Raw genomic sequence first — 270 nt, forward strand, 5'->3', positions numbered from 1 at the left:
CAAATATAAAGCCCCGGAACATTTTTTTGATTCCGAAGCTTCTACGTTTGTTTACGACTTTTATCAAGATGAGGAATATAATTTTATCATTGTGGAAATGCCCGGTGTGTATGAGGAAGAATTAACGATCCGTTTACTGTCTAAAACCCAGCTGCTGATCAAAGGAACGATCACGCCTGTTTTTCCAGCCGAAATGGAAGTGCTGCGTGAACGGTATTACGGAGAAATTGAGCGAATCATTCAGCTTCCCGAAGCCGCTGAAACTCATTT

At 41.5% G+C, this 270-nt stretch carries 1 pseudogene; it reads left to right on the plus strand.

Features of this window, described 5'->3' with window-relative positions:
- Nucleotides 1–270 (plus strand): annotated as a pseudogene (gene cotP, locus SB660_RS20755) (spore coat protein CotP); the annotation flags it as partial.

Origin of the sequence: Bacillus sp. SIMBA_005 (assembly GCF_046535585.1) — a bacterium.
Classification (GTDB): Bacteria; Bacillota; Bacilli; order Bacillales; family Bacillaceae; genus Bacillus; species Bacillus pumilus.